A 17,006-nucleotide genomic window follows, 5' to 3' on the forward strand; every position below is an offset into this window, starting at 1 on the left:
CTTTTTATTTTTGAGAAATAGCAACAAGAGTGTGAAAAGAGATTTGAACACCGTTAATCGTGAGCATCTGAGAATAGTCATCCACTTTCTCAATCAGCCCTTCTGCCGTTATAATCCGGTGATCCTTAAAGTATGAAACGCTGAGTTCAAGCTTCAGCTCCAAGGCCTCCTGTATCAGACGCCCCCACTCCTCCTTTTGCTGTTCATCCGCTTCAGGCATTGTATCGTATTCGTCCTGATCAGCCCATTCACGAAGCAGCTTCACGTGCTCCGGCAGCATCATGGACGTCCACTTGATCGTGCCGCGGTCTTTATTCATCTGATATTCCTCTCTTTCGACTTATGTCCCCCGATCAGACGGGCTCTTCTTCGTGAAGTGCCGGCCGGTGTATAGGAAATGGCCCGCAGGAGAGCAGCCGATCCAAAGCGGTCACGGATCGCATCCATCGTATAACCGAGCTGGTGGCGGTGTTCTTTTTCAGGCTGAAAGAGATCAAGCTGAAGAACATGATCCGGCACAAGATTTGTCACCGAAATAGAAATTTTCCTCACAGCACAAGGCTGAAGATGCTGATTTAACATCAGCAGGCAGGCCTCATAAAGCTCCATCGTAATCGCACTCGGCTTTTCAAGTGATGTGGACCGGTGAAAAGAAGAAACCTGCGCCTGCTTACTGTAGCCGACTCCAAGATGAATTGTGCGCGCCGCCAGACGATTTCTCCTTGCCCTTCTCGCTACTTCTTCACACATTTCGAGAATGACGGCACAGATCTCACCATAATCCGTATAATCCCGAAGGAGAATCTGACTTTTCCCGTAGCTTACCTGCCCCTGTATAATCGGCGCACCGACCTTTGAATGATCAATGCCGTGCGCATGATAATAAAGCTGGTTACCCATCACACCAAACACAGACTCCAGGCGCTCAAGATCATATGCGGCAAGATCCCCTACCGTAAAAATCCCCATACGGTTGAGTTTTTTTTCAAGGCGCGGACCGATCCCCCACATGGCAGAAAGTGGCTTAACCGGCCAGAGTTTTTTTTCCACATCTGCATATGTCCATTCTGCAATGCTCTTTTTCTTTGCCTCGAGATCCAGACAAAGCTTTGATAAAAGCATGTTGGGACCAATGCCGATGGCACACGGAAGGCCAAACTCCCTCATCATATCATCAGCAATACGACGGGCTGTTTCCCACGCATCCCCCCAGAGTCTGTCTGTCCCATCAATCTGCAAAAAGCTCTCGTCCACACTGTAAATGTGAATCGCATCCTTCGGCACATAGCGGTGAAACAGCTTCGTGATTTCAGTTGAAAGACGCAGATACTGACCCATATCAGGCTCAAGCAGCTGGATAGACGCATCATACGGAATTTCATGAAGTCTCGAACCGGTCCGGATGCCAAATTCCTTTTTCAAACGGGGTGAGGCTGCAAGCACCACACTGCCTTTCTGATCTTTATCACCCACAATGGCAATTCTGCACTGAAGCGGATCCTGTCCGGTTTCAACCGCTGTGCAGCTGGCATAAAAACTTCTCATATCCACACACAGGATCCGCTTCTCATCTGACCTTTGCAATTACATCACCACCTATACGAACGTTTGTTCCTATCATATCAGCCTCTTTCCAAAATCACAATCCTGAAATTGCTGGAAATGTCAGGGACTTTTCAGATGGCGTGGAGACACTTGATGGCCAGGCCGGGCTACTTAGTTCCGCGGCATATAGGTCATTGTTCACTAAACTCACAACCATCACGGACAACCCCACGAACTCAGGTGCTAATCTCACGTTCGGGACGCACAAGCTCACGAATTCAGCTTCTATCCTCACGAATTATGGATGCAGGCTCACGAGCTAAAAACACTTCCAAACAAAAAAACGGAACTGCCTCGGAATAGGCAGTTCCGTTTATCTCTTATTTTTGATTAAATCCCTTTTTCCCGATGCGTTCAACTGCTCCGGGGGCCAGTGCGTAGACGCGTGAGGCAGCATTCATCCAGCCGGGAAGATTGATTTCACGTGTTCCTGTAAAAAAGGAATCCACCGTTTTTTCAGCGACTTTCTGCGGAGACAGCATCCACTTTTTCACCTTGCTTGCATAATTTCCACTAGGCTCTGCTGAGTCGAAAAAGTTTGTGTCGATCGGTCCAGGATTGACAGTCGTCACTAAAATGCCGCGGTCTGCCGTTTCCATCCGGAGACTGTTTGAGAAGCCGAGCACCGCATGTTTGGTTGCTGCATAAATGGTTGATTTCGGTGTGGCAATTTTCCCTGCCTGTGAAGCGATGTTGACGATATGTCCTGAGCCCTGTCTTTCCATAGCCGGCAGCACGCCGCGGCTCATTAAGATGAGTGACAGGACATTGACATCAAACATTCCCTTGATCACATCCTCATCTGTCTTCTCAAGCGTTTCAAAAAGTCCGAAGCCTGCATTATTGACAAGAACGTCAACGCTTCCTTCCGCTTCCAGAACGTGATTCACAAAGTCCGGTACCTCTGATGTTTTTCTCAGGTCAAATGGATAAACGGCTGCCTGACCTGCTCCAATCGTCATGCATCTCGAGGCTGTTTTTTTAAGTTTTTCCTCAGAACGCGCGATTAGTACGAGTGAGGCTCCGCGGCGGGCGCACACTTCCGCAATCGCCTGCCCGAGTCCGCCGGAAGCGCCTGTGATCCAGACCTTTTTCCCTTTCAGTGAAGTCATACTTTTTCTGTCACTCCTTCTGCACGGTAAATGATTGCACCATGAGCCAGACCTGCCTCTTTAATTTCACCGTTGGCCAGTAAATAATCGAGCTGTCCCATCGTTTCAGATAACGTCAATCCGAGCTGCTTTTTGAATAAGGATGGAAACAGTTTTTGACACAGTTCAAAGGCGGTTGTTTCCTTATCTGCAAGCATGGATTTTACGAGCATCGCACGTTCATGCTGCTTTTTCAGACGCTCCTGAATCAGAGGCAGGGGCTGCAAAACGGGATCACCATGACCGGTCCACACACGCCCCGGGTTGAGTGCGGCGATTTTCTTTAAGGAATCATTGTACTGCAGCTGCGGAACAGGCCTTGGTGTATTGATGCCAAACGGCGGTTCAATGAGCGGATTGGATGAAATGTGTCCGAGTAAAATATCCCCTCCGATCATTTCTCCAGCTGAGCTCAGCGAAACGTGTCCCTGTGAATGTCCGTGGGTTTCTATAACGCGCCAGCCGTCAAGCCCCGGCAGTGTATCTCCTTCTGTTATATAAGCATCTGCCCCTCTGTTCCCCATCGGTTTCAGCGGATCCTTCATTTTTTCGATCAACGCAAGATAGGCTTCAGGAAGCCCCAGCTGCTTAAAAAACTCCCTGTAGAAAAAGTCGTGCATATCCATAAAAGATTGTGTTCGCGTTAAAAACCGGTCACTGTCCTGGTGGCTGTAGAGGACTGCGTGACGGAACTCTTCCACCAGTCCGGCATGGTCAGCGTGGTGATGAGTCAGCACGATCTGATCAATATCCTCAGGCTGCAGCCCGATTGCTGACAGCTGGGCTGTAACGGATTCCCATGCTTCCTTTGTGCGCGGACCTGTATCCACGAGTGTAACGGTGTCTCCTTTTAACACATATATATGCACATCCCCGACCGCAAAAGGTGTCGGAATGGTTAGCTGATGTAAAACTGGCTCAACCGGCATGTCATTTCCTCCTCATAACTGAATAACTATTCACTTTCTATCAGTGTAGCGTTTTTACGCAAAGATGTTAAGTAAATAAGTCTGAAAAAAAGCTTGACATTCTCATGTCCGCTCATCATAATCACATATAACATCAATCGACAACACGTTGATAAGGATTAGTACGTGAAGATGAGGTCAAAAGAGAGCAGAACCCGCCGGCTGAAAAGTTCTGCAGACCACCACTCACCGAACCTGCCCTTTGAGTGGCCGGAAAACCGGTCCGCACCCCTGCGTTACGGGGCTTAAAGTGTGCGGATCCGTCCGCAAATTAAGGTGGTACCGCGAAAAGCCCTTTCGTCCTTTTATCCAGGATGAGAGGGCTTTTTTATCGTAAAAATGACAAACAGAAAATAAACGGGAGGGATTTAGATGAAACTCGTATTCGTGGGAGCAGGATCAATGGCAGAGGCCATGATAAAAGGAATGAAGGGCTCCCCTTCGTTAAAAGAGACAGATTTATGGATTACAAACCGTTCAGATGAGAGCCGCCTGGATCTGTTATGTGAAAACTATGGGATTAAAGCGAGCTATGATCTTCAGACACTGCTGGCAGGAGCAGACATCATTGTCCTTGCAGTAAAGCCGAAAGACGCAGCTGAAGCCATCGAAGCAATCAGACCATTTTATCAAAAAGAACAGCTGCTCATTTCCGTATTGGCTGGATTGTCCATTGAGTACATCAGCCGCCAGCTTGGTGAGGCGTCCATCGCCCGCGCAATGCCGAATACATCAGCGACGATTCAGCAGTCTGCCACCGGTTTATCCTTTAATGAGTACGTAACGGATAAACAGAAAATAACAGCGCTCTCCCTTTTCTCAGCGATCGGTTCGGTCACGCTTGTGGAAGAAGCCCGGCTTGATCTTGTAACAGGATTATCCGGCAGTGGCCCAGCTTATATTTATTACGTGGTGGAAGCCATGGAACAGGCCGCGGTGGAACTTGGATTAAGCCCGGCAGAAGCAAAGCCTTTTATTATTCAGACGTTAAAGGGAGCAGCCCAGATGCTTGAAAGCACGAACCTCCCGGCAGAAGATTTAAGAAAAGCGATTACAAGTGAAGGTGGCACGACAGAAGCAGGCATTGCCCAGCTCGATCTTCATCAGGTAAAAGCGGCTTTTAAGGATTGCATTAAAGAAGCCACTCTTCATTCCGGCAGGCTGCGTGAGCGGTTTGAGCAGACCCGGTAATGTTTTAGCTTGCCTTACAGGCTCAGCGGGAAGTACGATTAGAGAAAAAGGAAGCGGTCATCATGTTATTCATTCTTCTGTCCATCACCGCCGCCTTCTGGATGCTTGTTGCCCTTGATACCTACAGAGGACTGCGGGAGCTTCCGGCACTTGAATCTGAACCTCCGCTTACCTCAGGCGGTAAAGTAAGCGTCATTATTGCTGCGCGCAATGAGGAAGACACGATTGAAAAAAGTGTTCTTTCACAGCTGAATACCACGTACGATCCTGTAGAATGGATTCTCGTGAATGACAGATCCACTGACCGGACAGGAGAAATCATGGAAAGCCTGGCCTTAAAAGACAGACGGATTCAGGTCATTCATATTACTTCCCTGCCAGCGGGCTGGCTTGGTAAAAATCATGCCCTTCACACCGGGGCTAAAAGAGCCTCAGGTAACCTGCTGTTATTCACTGATGCAGATATTCAATATGAACCTGACCTGCTGGCAAAAGCGGTCGCTTATTTCAAACGGATGAAGCTTGATCATCTGACGGTCTCGCCGGACCTTCAGGCTAACAGCTTTTTGCTGCAGGGATTTATCGCCTTTTTCCTGTTTGGGTTTTCTTATTATAAGCGCCCATGGTCCGCTAACCGTGATCACTCAAAATCCGGAATGGGAATCGGCGCATTCAATATGATTTCACCGGACGCCTACGCTAAAATCGGCGGTCATGAAGCGATCAGGTCCAGACCGGATGATGACCTGCAGCTTGGCATGCAGATCAAGCGAAAACGGCTCAGACAGCGCATGGCGACGGCAAGGAAAATGCTGAGTGTTGAATGGTACCCGACACTTCAGGAAGCTATCAAAGGTCTTGAAAAAAACGCATTTGCAGGACTTCATTACAGTTATCTGTTCGTTTTTGCGGCAATGACAGGCGTTTTCATTTCACAACTGCTGCCATTTGTAGCACTGATCTTTGCCGACGGTTCTACATTACTTATGGCCTGGATTGCCATTGGTGCGATCATGTCCGTCTACATCCCGCTGACTGCAAGACTGACGAATTTCAATGGCTGGCACGCGTTGATTTTCCCGGTTTCCGTTTCACTGTTTATTTACGCAATTCTGCGGGCAGCTGTTCTGACAGCTGTCAGAGGCGGCGTTCAGTGGAGAGGAACGCTCTATCCATTAAAAGAACTGAAAAAGCGCACGAGATAAGGCGCATTTTTTCAGTTCTTTTTAATTGGCTGGTATACTTAGAGAGACGAAAAAGAAGGAGGATTTTTGAATGACCGCATTATTTTCTAAGTATCAGTTAGGCAATATTGAATTAAAAAACCGGATTGTGATGGCCCCGATGTGCATGTATTCAAGTCACAACCGTGATGGTAAAGTCGAGAACTTTCATAAAACGCATTACGTTTCAAGAGCAGCAGGACAAGTTGGACTGATTATGCTCGAAGCGACCGCTGTCACTCCACAGGGCAGAATTTCAAATGAGGATCTCGGTATCTGGAGTGACGATCACGTTGAAGGCTTGAAGGAGCTTGTCAGCATGATTCAAGAGCAGGGATCAAAAACGGCGATCCAGCTTGCGCACGCAGGAAGAAAAACAATGGCAGACGGCGATGCGATTGCTCCTTCAGCCATTGCTTTTAATGACAAAATGAAAACGCCGCTTGAGATGACGCAGGACAAGATCAAGGAAACGATTCAGGCGTTTAAAGACGGTGCACGCCGCTCTCGCGAAGCCGGTTTTGACGTTATTGAACTTCACGGCGCACACGGCTATTTAATAAATGAATTTCTGTCTCCCCTTTCAAATAAACGAACGGATACATATGGCGGATCTGCAGAAAACCGTTACCGCTTCCTACGTGAGATGATCGAGGCAGTTAAAGAGGAGTGGAATGGTCCTCTATTAGTAAGAGTGTCAGCAAGCGACTGGAAAGAGGAAGGCTTAACGCCGGAGGATTACGTGACCTTCGGAAAATGGATGAAGGAGCAGGGTGTGGATCTGATTGATGTCAGCTCAGGCGCTGTCGTTCCGGCTGCTATTCATGCTTATCCGGGATATCAGGTGCCGATGGCTGAAACGATTAAACACGGAGCTGATATTCCAACAGGGGCTGTCGGTCTGATCACGAGTGGACTGCAGGCAGAAGAAATTCTGCAAAACAACCGGGCGGATCTCGTATTCCTTGCCCGCGAGCTGCTGCGTGACCCTTACTGGCCTAGAACAGCAGCACTCGAACTTGATACAGAAATTGAAGCACCTGTGCAGTATCAGCGCGGCTGGAATATGAAGTAATCAAAAAAGGATGAGACTGGAATCTCATCCTTTTTTCGTAACGGTTTTATTTATTCAATTACTTTTTCTCAATCTCAGCCTCCAAAAGATCATAAGCCAGGTTGGTATTGCTGAAAATTGTTCTTGCTTCCGAGAGTAATTGAGCGGCAGTATCACCTGTGTAACGGGCGCTGATATGGGTCAGCCAAAGCTCTTTCACTCCTGCTTCTCTGGCCGTCTCAGCAGCCTGTGTTGCGGTGGAGTGGTAATACTGATAAGCCATCTCTTCATGCCCCGCTCCAAACGTTGCTTCATGAATCAGGACGTCTGCACCCCGGGCAAGTTTAATGGCAGCCGGTGTTTTGCGGGTGTCTCCGGCTACTGCGATGACCATCCCTTTTTTAGGTTCTTCAAGATAATCTTCTCCTTTAAGCGTCTGCCCGTTCCACTCCACGGATTTGCCGTTTTTTAATTCGTTATATAAAGGACCTGGCGGCAGTCCGGTTTCCCGCAGCTTATCAACCATCAGGGTCCCGGGCTTATCTTTTTCCGTAAGGCGGTAACCGAAGGAATCGAGTGCATGATCGAGCTTAAAAACCTTAATCTGATACTCTGCATCTTCAAATTCAGACTGATCCGTTATTTCATGGATAAAAAGCTCGTACTTTAAATGCGTACCGCTGATTCTGAGTGATGTTTCTATGTATTCTTTCGTTCCCGCAGGTCCGTATATAGAGAGCGGCTCGGTTCCACCCTGAAAAGACCGGCTGCCAATTAATCCCGGCAATCCGAAAATATGGTCGCCGTGCAAATGTGTAATAAAAATCTTCTCAATTCTGCGTGGCTTGATTGACGTATGTAAGATCTGATGCTGCGTGGCCTCCCCACAGTCAAACAGCCAGATTCCGCCTTTTTTATTGATCTGTTTAATGGCAAGTGAGGATACGTTCCTCTCTTTTGCAGGTACCCCTGCCCCTGTTCCAAGAAAATGAAGCTGCATTTGACAACCTCCCTTCAAAAATCTATCCTATCATAATATGCCAGAAAACATTCTCAGGCAAATGAGCACCGCGGATGTTGCATAATGGTTGCAACCCGACGCCTTCACCTATACAATTTAGATATTGTAAAAACGGCTGTATGCCGGTAAGACTAACTTAAAGTGAGGTCCTGACATTGAATAAGATTACAACACCCCCAACACTCATCATGATTTTCGGCGCAACCGGAGACCTTGCTAAACGCAAACTGTTCCCTTCATTATATCAGCTTTACTTAAAAGGAAGCCTTGAAAAGCGGTTTGCTGTTCTTGGAATCGGACGCCGGGAATGGACAAATGAACAATTTACTCAGCACGTACGTGACTCCCTTGAGAATTCGAGTCACGATCAGGATCGGATTGATTCATTTATTGAACACTGCACGTATGAATCACATGATGTTGAGGATTCATCGTCCTACATAAAACTGAAAGAAAGGGCAGATGAGCTCGATCAGTCATTTGATCTTGATGGCAATCGGATTTTCTATCTGGCAATGGCGCCTGAATTTTTCGGCACGATTACCGATCATCTGAAAGCTGACGGCCTGACAGATACAGAAGGATTTTGCCGCCTTGTGATCGAAAAGCCGTTCGGACATGATCTTCCTTCTGCAACTGCCTTAAATAAACAGATCCGTCAGTCCTTTTCAGAGGAGCAGATTTACCGTATCGACCATTATCTTGGTAAGGAAATGGTCCAGAATATTGAAGTCATCCGTTTTGCCAACGCACTGTTTGAACCGCTTTGGAACAGCCGTTTCATCTCAAACATTCAGGTTACGTCCTCAGAGGTTCTCGGTGTGGAAGAGCGCGGCCGTTATTACGAGAAAAGCGGTGCACTCCGGGATATGGTCCAGAACCATATGCTGCAGATGGTTGCCCTGCTTGCCATGGAACCACCTATTTCCTTAAGCACGGATGAAATCAGAAGTGAAAAAGTCCGCGTACTGCGCGCGCTGAGACCGGTTGAAGGAAAAGAAGTTGATGATTATTTTGTCAGAGGTCAGTACGGCTCTGATGAGAACGGTGAAATTAAAGGCTACCGCGAAAATTCCAATGTGGATTCAGACTCCAACACGGAAACCTATGTTGCCGGAAAAGTGATGATTGACAACTTCCGCTGGGCTGGCGTCCCATTTTATATCCGTACTGGAAAAAGTATGTCTGTGAAATCAACCAAAATTGTTGTCCAGTTCAAAGATATTCCAATGAACCTGTACTATAATAAAGAGCACTCTCTTGACCCGAACCTGCTAGTGATTCATATTCAGCCTGATGAAGGAATTACACTGCATTTAAACGCCAAGAAGAGCAATCTTGGAACAGATACAGACTGCATCAAACTGAGTTATTCAGCAAGCAGTGTTGACGGTATTAACACACCTGAAGCGTATGAAAAACTGCTGCTCGACTGTATTCTTGGTGATGCGACGAACTTTACACACTGGGATGAGGTCAGACACTCATGGAGTTTTGTTGATAAAATTTCAGAGCACTGGGAGTCAACAAAGGATGAAACCTTCCCAAACTACCCGGCTAAATCCATGGGACCTGCAAAAAGCGATGAAATGCTCGCGAAAGACGGCTTCGAGTGGTGGCCTGTCGGTGAACAGGATCTGGAAGAATAAAAGAATCCTCCGGAAGTATTTCCGGAGGATTTTATTAATTCTTCAGTTCAGCATTTTTCGAGATATTAAATGCCCATTTAATCAGCGGGATCTGAAAAGCAACCCTGCCCCAGAGCACAGCAGGAGACAGCTTGATTTTGCCAAGCGGAATTTCCTTATAGGCCATATACATATTGGCCGGCCAGACGGCGATCATCAGCCACCCGAGCAGCTTTCCTGCAAGTTTTGTCCCCTTATTCAACACAAGCATTCCACCAATGATGATCTCAGCAACGCCGGAAACCAGAACGATCGCTTTTCTAAATGGAAGGAATTTCGGCACAATATACCTGAAGTTCCGCTCCTTTAAAAAATGCATGACTCCTGCAAATAAAATAAAAGCTCCATAAACCCGTTTTAACACACTTATGTCCCCCTTTATACTTTACAGAAAAAGCTCCTCAGAAAAGAGGAGCTTTTTTATACATTGTCAGATGACCGAAACTATCAAAAGAATTATTCCATCCACTCAGTATGGAAGGTACCTTCTTTGTCTGTTCTTTCGTAAGTGTGGGCACCAAAGTAATCACGCTGCGCCTGAATCAGGTTAGCCGGCAGGACTGCTGTACGGTAGCTGTCATAGTAAGCAAGTGCTGTTGAGAAGCCAGGCACAGGAATACCGTTTTTAACTGACAGTGCGATCACGTCACGAAGCGCTGACTGATAGTTTTCAACGATGCCTTTGAAATACTCATCAAGCATCAGGTTTGTAAGCTTCGGATCGCGGTCATACGCTTCCTTAATTTTTTGGAGGAACTGCGCACGGATGATACAGCCTCCACGGAAGATCATCGCAATTTCACCAAACTTCAGATCCCATCCATATTCTTCAGATGCCGCACGCATTTGAGCGAAGCCCTGTGCATAAGAAGCAATTTTTGACATGTAAAGAGCACGGCGAATCGCTTCGATCCATTCCTTTTTGTCTTCTTCAGGCAGAGTCGGAACCGGACCGCTCAGCACTTCACTTGCTTTTACGCGCTCATCCTTCAACGCGGAAATAAAGCGTGCAAAAACAGATTCAGTGATGATTGGAAGAGGTGTTCCAAGGTCAAGCGCACTTTGGCTTGTCCATTTACCTGTTCCTTTTTGACCTGCTTTATCCAGAATGACATCAACCATCGGCTTGCCTGTTTCCGGATCGTATTTTTTGAAAATATCAGCTGTAATTTCGATCAGATAGCTGTCAAGCTCACCCTTGTTCCAGTCAGCAAATACTTCATGAAGCTCTTCTGCGTTCAGTCCCAGTACCTGCTTCATCAGGAAATAGGATTCTGCAATCAGCTGCATATCTGCGTATTCGATTCCGTTGTGCACCATTTTCACATAATGACCGGCGCCATCCGGACCGATATATGTGCTGCACGCTTCACCGTTAACCTTTGCAGAAATTTCATTAAAGATCGGTGCAACAAGGTCATAAGCTTCCTTCTGACCGCCAGGCATAATAGAAGGACCCGTTAACGCGCCTTCCTCTCCACCGGAAACACCTGTTCCAATAAAGTGAATGCCATATTCGCTCAGCTCTTTATTACGGCGGATCGTATCACGGTAATACGTGTTACCTCCGTCGATCAGGATATCACCTTTATCAAGTAATGGCAGCAGCCCGGAAATCGTTGCATCCGTTGCAGGTCCGGCTTTTACCATGAGCATGATTTTTCTTGGTTTTTCAAGTGAGTTCACAAACTCCTCCAGGCTGTATGTACCGAAGATTTGTTTACCTTCAGATTCTTTCAGCATATCGTCCACTTTTTCAGGAGAGCGGTTGTATACAGCTACCGAAAAACCTCTGCTTTCAATATTCCAAGCAAGGTTTTTCCCCATGACAGCTAAGCCCGCCACGCCAAATTGATGTTTTGACATATTCAACGTCCTTTCTTTCTTTAGTTGTTCTCCCTTTGATCCTTTCCCATTGTATCACTAATTGGACAAAAATCGAAAGAAATGCCTATTATACGTCTTTATCAAGGAAGTCTTTACTGAAGCTCGTCTCAGATTTATAGCGGTTTGCTGCCGTTTTCACACCGCGCGACAAAATGCCTGTACCGAATTTCTTTTCCATATCGCTGATCAGCCGGTCGATCGGCTCGTATTTGGCATCCTCTTCATAAGAAAAAAGATCAATTTGTTTATATGCCTGGCTTCTTTCCTGTAAATCCTGTACCGTTACACCGAGTAAACGAATCGGTGCGCCATCCCAGTGCTTTAGAAACAGACTTTTCGCTTCACCTGCAATTTTATCTTTTTCAAATAAAGGATGACGGAAGGTCATACTTCTTGTGATTGTCTTTCTGTTTTTAAAACGGATCATGACAGAAAGACTGTAACCAATCACGTCCTTGCTCTTCAACCTGTCACTCACCTTACCGGAAAGTCCCTCAAGCACCTTCATTAAATCGGCCTGGTTTGTATAGTCCCGCGGCAGTGTGGTTGAATTTCCGACACTCTTAAAATCATACACACTGTCAGGGTCCACTTTTCTTGTATCAATGCCGTTCGCTCTATTTTTAAGTCTTGGTCCATTAATGCCAAGAAGCGCTTTGAGCTGAATATCTTCAGCCGATGCTAAATCACCGATTGTATGAATGGAAATACCCGCAAGCTTTTCTGCCGTTTTTTTACCGACTCCATGCATCTCCTCAACCGGCATCGGCCACAGGATCTCCGGCAATTCACGTTTTCTCAGGATTGTGATGCCAAGCGGCTTTTTCATATCAGACGCCATTTTCGACAGGAATTTATTCGGTGACACGCCGATACTGCAAGGGAGATCAAGCTCCCTTAAAATCCGGTCCTGAATTTCTTTTACGGTAGCGAGCGGATCATCGAGTCCGAGATCTGTCAGATCCATATATCCTTCATCTATGGATACAGGTTCGACGAGATGAGTATAAGATCTTAAAATATCAAACATCGCTTTTGATGCTTTCCTGTATTTATCAAAATCCGGACGCAGTACGATCAGGTCCGGACACAGTTTCATGGCTTCGCGGACATTCATGGTAGTATACACACCGTATGCGCGGGCCTCGTAGCTGCAGGTCACGACAATGCCTCGGCGTTCTTCAGGGTTACCTGCGATGGCAACGGGTTTTCCTTTCAGTTCGGGCTGATAGGCGGCTTCAACGGATGCATAAAAGCTGTTCATGTCGATGTGTAGAATAATTCTGCCTTTTGCTGTCATGTAAGCCGCCTCCTTTGGTCTAAATTGTAGTGTAAATGGAGGAAAAAAGGAAGTGGGTGAGTTCTTGATTATGAAGTTCATTTTTAAAAACCGGTCCGTGCCCCACCCTCCGCTTTCCTTTGTCCAGCTCCGCCGACTAGCCCCTCGAGGTCATAAGTCAAAGCTGAACGAGGGTATAGGGCAACCCTCTTTTCATCTTCGCCTTATGCTTGTCGGGGCTGGACGAGTCGCCTCCGCTTTTCGAAGGCCGCGCGGTGAGCCAGCTAATGCTCCGCATTACGCTGTCTCACCTGTCGCTTCTCTGCCGCAGGAGTCTACGGATGCGACACGGACCTATTGCTTAAAGGAACATCTTTATCTTGTTTACAGAGATATTGCATTCAGTTATTTCTTGGATAAACTATTCTGCTTGATAGATAGAACAAATTAAAAACCCCTTCTCGCGCTCTGCGAGAAGAGGTGTCAAATTTGTATCAGCAGATAGCTTAGACGGTCTGCTGCTTTTTAAGGTCTGTGATGTAGTCTTTGATCTGTTTCATTCCATCGAGACTGCTGATGAGAATGGATGGATCAATGAGCGTGATGAGCCGTTCGCCGACCTGGGCGACGGATGTGAAGTATTCTGTTTTTTTGTATGCTGCCAGTCCGATTTCCTTGAATTGATCAAGAGGAATATCAAGAATTTCTTTTGCTTCTTTGACTTTAACAGCGATTGTCAGATCATCGGTTTTTAAGACTAGAAGCTTTTGCTCCTGATTTGTCAGAGAGCGGTTATAAAGAATATCTTCAAAGTCCAAAACCGGAATGAGTTCACCGCGTACTTCGGTAATGCCAGGCATAAAGGATGGTAAATGTGGAACAGGTGTAATTTTTTCGTCTTTTTCAATCGAAATTACGTTTTCAATGGAAATCGCGTACTCTTCGTTTCCACATTCAAAAACAACTACTTTTTTACTGTTTTCCATTACTTCCAGCCCCTTTATATCAGATGAACTAAATGTACCATAAGAAAAAAGTCCTGCCAAGCATTTAGATGGTTTACATAATAATAATATTGTAAATCATTCAATTTTATAAGGTGTTTAGTTTGTCAGAGAAAAAAGCCGGGTCATCACGATTGAACGCGATTTGTCCCGGCTTTGCTGATGAAAATATTATTTTGAGGCTGTTTCTTTCACAATTTGTGTAAGAAGTTCGCTCAGTTTTACAAGCTCTTCGATTGGCATGCGTTCGTTTGTCGTGTGGATCTCTTCATAGCCTACTGCGAGATTAACGGTTGGAACGCCCATTCCGGCGATGACGTTTGCATCGCTTCCGCCTCCGCTCGTAAGAAGCTCAGATGGACGTCCGATGGCAGCTGCTGCTTTTTGTGCGATCTGGACAACTTCATCATCTGCACTGAATTTGAAGCCTGGATACATAATCTGAATATCAACATCCGCTTTTCCGCCCATTTCGGCTGCTGCCTGTTCAAAGGCTTCTTTCATTTTAGCTGTTTGTGCTTCCATTTTTTCCGGCACGAGTGAGCGGGCTTCTGCAAGTACATCAACTCGGTCACACACGATGTTTGTTGCGCTTCCACCTTCGAAGCGTCCGATATTAGCCGTTGTTTCTTCATCAAGTCGTCCAAGCGGCATGTTGGCAATGGCTTTTGATGCAATCGTAATGGCTGATACACCTTTTTCCGGCGCTACTCCAGCGTGTGCCGTTTTTCCGTGAATCACCGCTTTAACTTTAGCCTGTGTTGGTGCAGCAATAATGATATTGCCCACTTTCCCGTCACTGTCAACAGCAAAGCCGTACTTTGCTTTCACATAATCAGGGTTGAGCGCTTTAGCTCCAACAAGTCCTGACTCTTCTCCAGCCGTGATAATAAACTGAATATCACCGTGCTTCAGGTTTTGCTCCTGCAGCTGTTTGATCATTTCAAGCATCGCAGCAATTCCGGCTTTATCATCTGCACCAAGGATTGTCGTACCGTCTGAGTAAATGAAGCCGTCCTCTTTAATCTGCGGCTTGATTCCCTTTCCAGGCGTTACGGTATCCATATGTGATGTGAAGTAAATCGTATCAACGCCATCCGAATTACCTTTTAAGGTAAAAATCAGATTGTTGGCTCCGTGTCCTGTTTCATTCATGCTGCTGTCTTCTTCGATCTGAAGACCAAGATCCCCAAATTTCTTTTTCAGCACGACTGCGATTTCTGCTTCATGTTTTGTTTCAGAGTCTACCTGAACGAGCTCCATAAATTCCTGTACAATACGTTCCTGTGTCATATTAAAACCTCCGGCATCCTGTTATGTTGAATGTTTAGTATAACGAGTAGTATGATTGCTGTCTATCGTTATGAAAGTGGCAGGATTTAACCATTTTAAAGCGGTATGTTCCCATGCTTTTTCTTCGGACGTTCTTCTTTTTTGTTCCTCATCATCTCGAGTCCCTGAATCAGTTTGATACGGGTTTCTCTCGGATCAATGACGTCATCAACCATTCCTCTTGAAGCGGCAACGAATGGATTGGCAAACTTTTCACGGTATTCTTCAATTTTTCGTGCGCGCGTTGCTTCAGGATCCTCGCTTTGCGCAATTTCTTTTGCAAATATAATATTGGCCGCGCCTTGAGGGCCCATTACAGCAATTTCAGCATTCGGCCAGGCAAAAACGAGATCTGCTCCGATCGATTTACTGTTCAGTGCGACATACGCTCCTCCGTATGCTTTTCTGAGGATGACGGTCATTTTAGGTACGGTTGCTTCTGAATATGCGTAAAGAATCTTTGCACCATGACGAATAATGCCGCCATGCTCCTGTTTAATTCCCGGGAAGAATCCTGTTACGTCTTCAAACGTAATGATCGGTATATTAAAAGAATCACAAAAACGGATAAAACGGGACGCCTTGTCACTTGAGTCAATATCAAGTCCCCCAGCCATCACTTTCGGCTGATTACAGACAAGTCCGACAACCTCGCCCTTAATGCGAGCAAGCCCAATCACGATATTACGCGCAAACTCCTTTTGCACTTCCATAAATGACCCTTCATCCACGACCTGGTTAATGACTAGACGCACATCATAAGGACGAATCGGATCAAACGGGATCGAATCAGCCAGATCCGGACGGTCATCACTTTCGTCATCCGGACTTGTCATCGGCGGCCGTTCTTCACTTGATTGCGGAAGGTAGCTCAGCAGCTGTCTGACCTGCGCCAATGTTTCCTGTTCTGTTTCTGCGCGGAAGTGTGCATTCCCGCTGATCGAATTATGTATTTTTGAACCACCAAGATCTTCTGCAGAGATTTTTTCACCAGTAACAGTTTCGATGACCTTAGGCCCTGTGATAAACATCTGGCTCGTCTGATCCACCATAAAAACGAAATCAGTAATCGCTGGTGAATAAACTGCACCACCGGCACAAGGTCCCATGATCACTGAAATTTGCGGCATCACACCAGAATAAATCGAGTTCCGGTAAAAAATCTGACCGTATCCGTCAAGCGATACAACACCCTCCTGAATTCTGGCACCACCTGAATCGTTAAGCCCGATAAAAGGAGCGCCATTTTTCGCTGCCAGATCCATTACATTCGCAATTTTCGCAGCATGCATTTCTCCGAGCGCACCGCCAAAAACGGTGAAATCCTGTGAAAACAGATAGATCGGTCGGCCGTTTACCTTACCGTAACCTGTTACCACGCCATCTCCCGGACCTTTTTGTGACTCCATACCAAAATCACTGCAGCGGTGTTCTATAAACGGATTCAGTTCAACAAATGAGCCTTCATCCACAAGAAGATCAATTCTTTCCCTTGCTGTCAGCTTTCCTTTTTCATGCTGACGCTCGATTCTTTCATCTCCGCCTCCAAGCTCAATTTCTCTTCTTCTGTCGTACAATTCATTAATTTTTTCAAACATATCAC

The 17,006-nt window shown here is 46.3% G+C and carries 15 protein-coding genes and 1 other annotated feature; of the genes, 4 read left to right on the plus strand and 11 right to left on the minus strand.

Annotated features, from left to right (window positions below):
* Positions 1-4: 4 nt before the first annotated feature.
* From E2491_RS15515 to E2491_RS15530, 4 genes are all read right to left on the minus strand, one after another.
* On the minus strand, positions 5-319 hold the full coding sequence (locus E2491_RS15515; protein WP_134376545.1) for a YolD-like family protein: 315 nt from the start codon (positions 317-319) through the stop codon (positions 5-7).
* On the minus strand, positions 316-1,545 hold the full coding sequence (locus tag E2491_RS15520) for a Y-family DNA polymerase (protein ID WP_134376858.1): 1,230 nt from the start codon (positions 1,543-1,545) through the stop codon (positions 316-318). The genes E2491_RS15515 and E2491_RS15520 overlap by 4 nt, the downstream gene beginning before the upstream one ends.
* Positions 1,546-1,925: 380 nt before the next feature.
* Positions 1,926-2,717, minus strand: coding sequence for an SDR family NAD(P)-dependent oxidoreductase (locus E2491_RS15525; protein WP_134376546.1), 792 nt, complete (start codon positions 2,715-2,717; stop codon positions 1,926-1,928).
* The gene (locus tag E2491_RS15530; RefSeq protein WP_134376547.1) at positions 2,714-3,685 is read right to left on the minus strand and encodes an MBL fold metallo-hydrolase; all 972 of its coding nucleotides are present in this window, start codon (positions 3,683-3,685) and stop codon (positions 2,714-2,716) included. The genes E2491_RS15525 and E2491_RS15530 overlap by 4 nt, the downstream gene beginning before the upstream one ends.
* Before the next feature lie 139 nt (positions 3,686-3,824).
* Positions 3,825-4,032, plus strand: a binding site (T-box leader).
* Positions 4,033-4,096: 64 nt separating this feature from the next.
* On the opposite strand from E2491_RS15530, the gene proC reads away from it, so the two are divergent.
* From proC to namA, 3 genes are all read left to right on the plus strand, one after another.
* Positions 4,097-4,915, plus strand: coding sequence for a pyrroline-5-carboxylate reductase (proC, locus tag E2491_RS15535; RefSeq protein WP_134376548.1), 819 nt, complete (start codon positions 4,097-4,099; stop codon positions 4,913-4,915).
* Positions 4,916-4,977: 62 nt separating this feature from the next.
* Positions 4,978-6,120 carry a glycosyltransferase family 2 protein gene (locus E2491_RS15540; protein ID WP_134376549.1) on the plus strand — a complete coding sequence of 381 codons (1,143 nt, stop codon included), beginning with the start codon at positions 4,978-4,980 and terminating at the stop codon, positions 6,118-6,120.
* Between the two features lie 70 nt (positions 6,121-6,190).
* Complete coding sequence (namA, locus tag E2491_RS15545; RefSeq protein WP_134376550.1) at positions 6,191-7,213, plus strand: NADPH dehydrogenase NamA; 1,023 nt, start codon at positions 6,191-6,193, stop codon at positions 7,211-7,213.
* Between the two features lie 58 nt (positions 7,214-7,271).
* Here namA and rnz read toward each other — a convergent pair whose 3' ends face one another.
* Positions 7,272-8,192 carry a ribonuclease Z gene (gene rnz / locus E2491_RS15550; protein WP_134376551.1) on the minus strand — a complete coding sequence of 307 codons (921 nt, stop codon included), beginning with the start codon at positions 8,190-8,192 and terminating at the stop codon, positions 7,272-7,274.
* A 176-nt stretch (positions 8,193-8,368) separates the two neighbouring features.
* Between rnz and zwf the strand changes: the two genes are divergently transcribed.
* Complete coding sequence (zwf, locus tag E2491_RS15555; RefSeq protein ID WP_371414494.1) at positions 8,369-9,862, plus strand: glucose-6-phosphate dehydrogenase; 1,494 nt, start codon at positions 8,369-8,371, stop codon at positions 9,860-9,862.
* 34 nt (positions 9,863-9,896) lie between these two features.
* Here zwf and E2491_RS15560 read toward each other — a convergent pair whose 3' ends face one another.
* The 6 genes from E2491_RS15560 to E2491_RS15585 all read right to left on the minus strand — a co-directional run bounded on the left by E2491_RS15560 (position 9,897) and on the right by E2491_RS15585 (position 17,001).
* On the minus strand, positions 9,897-10,265 hold the full coding sequence (locus tag E2491_RS15560; protein WP_244093980.1) for a DoxX family protein: 369 nt from the start codon (positions 10,263-10,265) through the stop codon (positions 9,897-9,899).
* 92 nt (positions 10,266-10,357) lie between these two features.
* Positions 10,358-11,767: an NADP-dependent phosphogluconate dehydrogenase gene (gene gndA, locus E2491_RS15565; protein ID WP_134376552.1), complete on the minus strand. Its 1,410-nt coding sequence runs from the start codon at positions 11,765-11,767 to the stop codon at positions 10,358-10,360.
* Between the two features lie 88 nt (positions 11,768-11,855).
* Entirely contained in the window at positions 11,856-13,088 is a 1,233-nt protein-coding gene (locus tag E2491_RS15570; protein WP_134376553.1) for a DNA polymerase IV, read from the minus strand.
* 485 nt (positions 13,089-13,573) lie between these two features.
* Positions 13,574-14,053: a chemotaxis protein CheW gene (locus E2491_RS15575; RefSeq protein WP_134376554.1), complete on the minus strand. Its 480-nt coding sequence runs from the start codon at positions 14,051-14,053 to the stop codon at positions 13,574-13,576.
* A 189-nt stretch (positions 14,054-14,242) separates the two neighbouring features.
* Positions 14,243-15,364 carry a M20/M25/M40 family metallo-hydrolase gene (locus tag E2491_RS15580; RefSeq protein ID WP_134376555.1) on the minus strand — a complete coding sequence of 374 codons (1,122 nt, stop codon included), beginning with the start codon at positions 15,362-15,364 and terminating at the stop codon, positions 14,243-14,245.
* A gap of 95 nt (positions 15,365-15,459) precedes the next feature.
* Positions 15,460-17,001 carry an acyl-CoA carboxylase subunit beta gene (locus E2491_RS15585; protein ID WP_134376556.1) on the minus strand — a complete coding sequence of 514 codons (1,542 nt, stop codon included), beginning with the start codon at positions 16,999-17,001 and terminating at the stop codon, positions 15,460-15,462.
* Positions 17,002-17,006: the final 5 nt, after the last annotated feature.

Source organism: Jeotgalibacillus sp. R-1-5s-1 (genome assembly GCF_004405105.1).
Classification (GTDB): domain Bacteria; phylum Bacillota; class Bacilli; order Bacillales; family Jeotgalibacillaceae; genus Jeotgalibacillus.

What these genes read in the sequence shown, in the direction of transcription:
- E2491_RS15515 (WP_134376545.1), bottom strand. Translation starts at nt 319, where the DNA reads ATGAATAAAGACCGCGGCACGATCAAGTGGACGTCCATGATGCTGCCG.
- E2491_RS15520 (WP_134376858.1), bottom strand. Translation starts at nt 1,545, where the DNA reads ATGAGAAGTTTTTATGCCAGCTGCACAGCGGTTGAAACCGGACAGGAT.
- E2491_RS15525 (WP_134376546.1), bottom strand. Translation starts at nt 2,717, where the DNA reads ATGACTTCACTGAAAGGGAAAAAGGTCTGGATCACAGGCGCTTCCGGC.
- E2491_RS15530 (WP_134376547.1), bottom strand. Translation starts at nt 3,685, where the DNA reads ATGCCGGTTGAGCCAGTTTTACATCAGCTAACCATTCCGACACCTTTT.
- proC (WP_134376548.1), top strand. Translation starts at nt 4,097, where the DNA reads ATGAAACTCGTATTCGTGGGAGCAGGATCAATGGCAGAGGCCATGATA.
- E2491_RS15540 (WP_134376549.1), top strand. Translation starts at nt 4,978, where the DNA reads ATGTTATTCATTCTTCTGTCCATCACCGCCGCCTTCTGGATGCTTGTT.
- namA (WP_134376550.1), top strand. Translation starts at nt 6,191, where the DNA reads ATGACCGCATTATTTTCTAAGTATCAGTTAGGCAATATTGAATTAAAA.
- rnz (WP_134376551.1), bottom strand. Translation starts at nt 8,192, where the DNA reads ATGCAGCTTCATTTTCTTGGAACAGGGGCAGGGGTACCTGCAAAAGAG.
- gndA (WP_134376552.1), bottom strand. Translation starts at nt 11,767, where the DNA reads ATGTCAAAACATCAATTTGGCGTGGCGGGCTTAGCTGTCATGGGGAAA.
- E2491_RS15570 (WP_134376553.1), bottom strand. Translation starts at nt 13,088, where the DNA reads ATGACAGCAAAAGGCAGAATTATTCTACACATCGACATGAACAGCTTT.
- E2491_RS15575 (WP_134376554.1), bottom strand. Translation starts at nt 14,053, where the DNA reads ATGGAAAACAGTAAAAAAGTAGTTGTTTTTGAATGTGGAAACGAAGAG.
- E2491_RS15580 (WP_134376555.1), bottom strand. Translation starts at nt 15,364, where the DNA reads ATGACACAGGAACGTATTGTACAGGAATTTATGGAGCTCGTTCAGGTA.
- E2491_RS15585 (WP_134376556.1), bottom strand. Translation starts at nt 17,001, where the DNA reads ATGTTTGAAAAAATTAATGAATTGTACGACAGAAGAAGAGAAATTGAG.